The 2,746-nt window shown below is 66.0% G+C and carries 1 protein-coding gene and 1 pseudogene; both read right to left on the bottom strand.

Translation table 11 applies throughout. From position 1 onward, the window contains the following. Nucleotides 1-1,653, bottom strand: a 1,653-nt coding sequence (locus AC5P76_RS18725) for a cache domain-containing protein (protein ID WP_495222811.1), incomplete at its 3' end; no start/stop codon positions are given. 741 nt (nt 1,654-2,394) lie between these two features. Next, nucleotides 2,395-2,746 (bottom strand): annotated as a pseudogene (locus AC5P76_RS18720) (methyl-accepting chemotaxis protein); the annotation flags it as partial.

The following is a 2,746-nucleotide window of genomic DNA, read 5'->3' as shown; positions in this document are numbered from 1 at the left end:
GCTGATGATCTCGGCGATCTTCTTCGAGGAGGCTTCGATGGCGGACATGGTGGTGACCACCTGGCCGACCACTTCGCCGCCCTGGGAGGCGACGCCATGGGCACCGATGGCGAGCTGGTTGGCCTGGCGGGCGTGCTCGGCGTTCTGGCGCACGGTGGAGGTCAGTTCCTCCATCGAGGCGGCGGTTTCTTCCAGGTTGGCGGCCTGCTGTTCGGTACGGCGCGACAGGTCGTTGTTGCCGGAGGCGATTTCGCCGGCGGCCAGGGTGATGCTGGAGGCGCTGGCCTGGATCTGGCCAACGATGCGGGTCAGCTGGGTGACGGTGGCATTGGCATCGTCACGCATCCGTGCGAACACGCCCTGGTAGTCGCCCTGCATGCGGGCGGTCAGGTCGCCTTCGGCGATGGCTGACAGCAGCTGTGACAGCTTGCCGAGGTTCTCATCGCTGACTGCCATCATCGCGTTGAGGTTTTCCAGCATGGTGCGGAAATCGTGATCGAAGCGCTGTGCGTCGCCGCGACGGCTGAAGTCACCGGCAGCGGCGGCGCCGGCCAGCTGCTTGATCTCGGCATTGATGCGGCCGAGGTTGTCCTTGACGGTATCAACGGCGTGGGTCATCGCCGCCTTCTCGCCCGGGTAGCGGGCGATATCACGGCTCAGATCGCCGACGGCGTATTGCTGGACGACATCGAGCACATCATGAAGGGTCTGCACGTGGCCGCCGACCAGCGCATTGGTCTCCTGCACCATCAGCCCATACTCGCCGGGGAATGCGCTGGCATCGATGCGGTAGCTGAGTTCACCGGCGTCGTGGCGACGTGCCATCTCACGTTGGCCGCCGATCACGGCGTGCAGCTGCCGCTGCATGGCGGACATCGCATCCAGCAGGCGGCCGGGCTCGTCATGCGGCTGCGGGCCGATATGGCTGTCCAGTCTGCCAGCGGCGATGCCTTCGGCCACGGCCGTAGCCTGCTTCAACGGTACCGCGATGCGGTTGCCGATCAGCCAGCTCAAGGCCAGCACGATCAGAACCACCACGCCACCGGAGATCGCCATGATCGTGGTGAACACCAGGGCCTGCTTCTGCACGTCGTCCGTGTAGACGCCACTGCTGATGACCCAGTTCCACGGCGCGAACAGCCCGGCATAGGCGATCTTGCCGACGGTGCCTTCGCTGCCGGGCTTGGCCCAGCGGTAGTCGACGAAGCCGCCCCCGGCCTTGGCTGCCTCGACCTGCTGGTAATAGATGCGCACCCCTTCATCGGTGCGGAAATCCTTCATGTCCTTGCCGACCAGGTCCTTGCGGAACGGGTGCATGAGTACCCGGTAGCCGGTGTCGTAGACGTTGTAGTAGTAGGTGTCGTTCTCGGCACGCATCCTCTCCAGCGCCTGCAGTGCGGCGGCCTTGGCTGCCTCTTCGCTGAGCTCGCCGGTACCGGCCAGGCGGTGGTAGTGCTGGACAATGCCGTAACTCAGTTCGACCTGGGTCTTCAGCGAGGTCTTGCGCGTTTCAGTCAGGTCGAGGTACTGCATGCGGGCGGCGATCACCGACAGCGCGACCACGCCCAGCGCGATGAGCAGCGTGAGCAGATTGAGCTTGCGCCGGACGGAGAGATTGCTGAAGTAGTGTTGCCAGCGATGCATGAGGTTCATCGAGCAGGACCAGTTTGAAGCAGGCGGGCGGCGCCGAGCCGGCCACGGCGGAATACACCATGACACCCCCGTTATCGGCCGCGGGCGCGCGGGATTGAGGTGCAGTGCCGGAACGCATTCAGGTTTCCTTGCAGCGGCGGCTGCGGCGCTGCCTGCGGCAGGCCTTTCAAGCAACAGCAACGGCAACGGCAACGGCAACGGCAGGTCATGGCGATGGGTTGCTATGGTTTGGCCGGGTCGGGGTGGGCAGGCAGGACACGCCGTGAACCCATCCATGGGGGCTCGATGGCGCCATCCATGGCGCCAACGGTCCTGCCTGCCCACCCCGACCCGGCCCGCCAGGGCTTCACTTCGGCGGCCGGCAAAGGCGTTGGGTTTCCACGTGGGAAGAGGGGTCGGATCCGTTTTCCTGCGGAAAACGGATCTGACCCCTGAAGTGGCCTGGCTTTTGCTTTTTGCTTTCTTTCTTCAATCCGGGGTGGACGCGCACGGAAACTGTCCGTGGCCGGGAGGGTGGGTTGCGCAGGGGCGTAAGCGCCATGGATGGCGCGCCCGAGCCTACAGGGACGTATTCACGGCGTCCCCTGCGCAACCCACCCTCCCGGCCCAAACGAAGGAAATCCGCAGCTCTCCGCGGCCACCCCGAGGGGCTTCGCCGTTGGCTGGACAATCAGATACCCCGTAAACGAAAACGCCCCGGCGCAGGGCCAGGGCGTTGTCGTGCGTCAGGTCAGGCAGGAATCAGAACTCCTGCCAGTCTCCGTCGGCCAGTTCCGCGGCCATCGGGCGACCGCCGCTGCTGCGGCGGGCCGGCGGTGCAGCCGGCGCCGGGGCGGCGGGTGCAGCGGTGCGCGGGGCGGGGGCGGCGACGCGGGGCGCGACCACGGTTTCGGCTTCATCGAGCACGAAGATGGACACCGCTTCACTCAGATGGCCTGCCTGTTCCTCCATGGCCCGCGCAGCGGCGGTGGCTTCCTCCACCAGCGCGGCATTCTGCTGGGTGGTCTCGTCCATCTGCACCACGGTCTGGTTGACCTGCTCGATGCCGGCGCTCTGTTCCTGCGAGGCCGCGGAAATCTCGGCCATGATGTCG

The sequence above is a fragment of the Stenotrophomonas sp. YJH_SMC_36 genome, assembly GCF_059369935.1.
The sequence above is the reverse complement of the archived record's forward strand: the minus strand, read 5'-3'. Positions and strand labels throughout refer to the sequence as shown.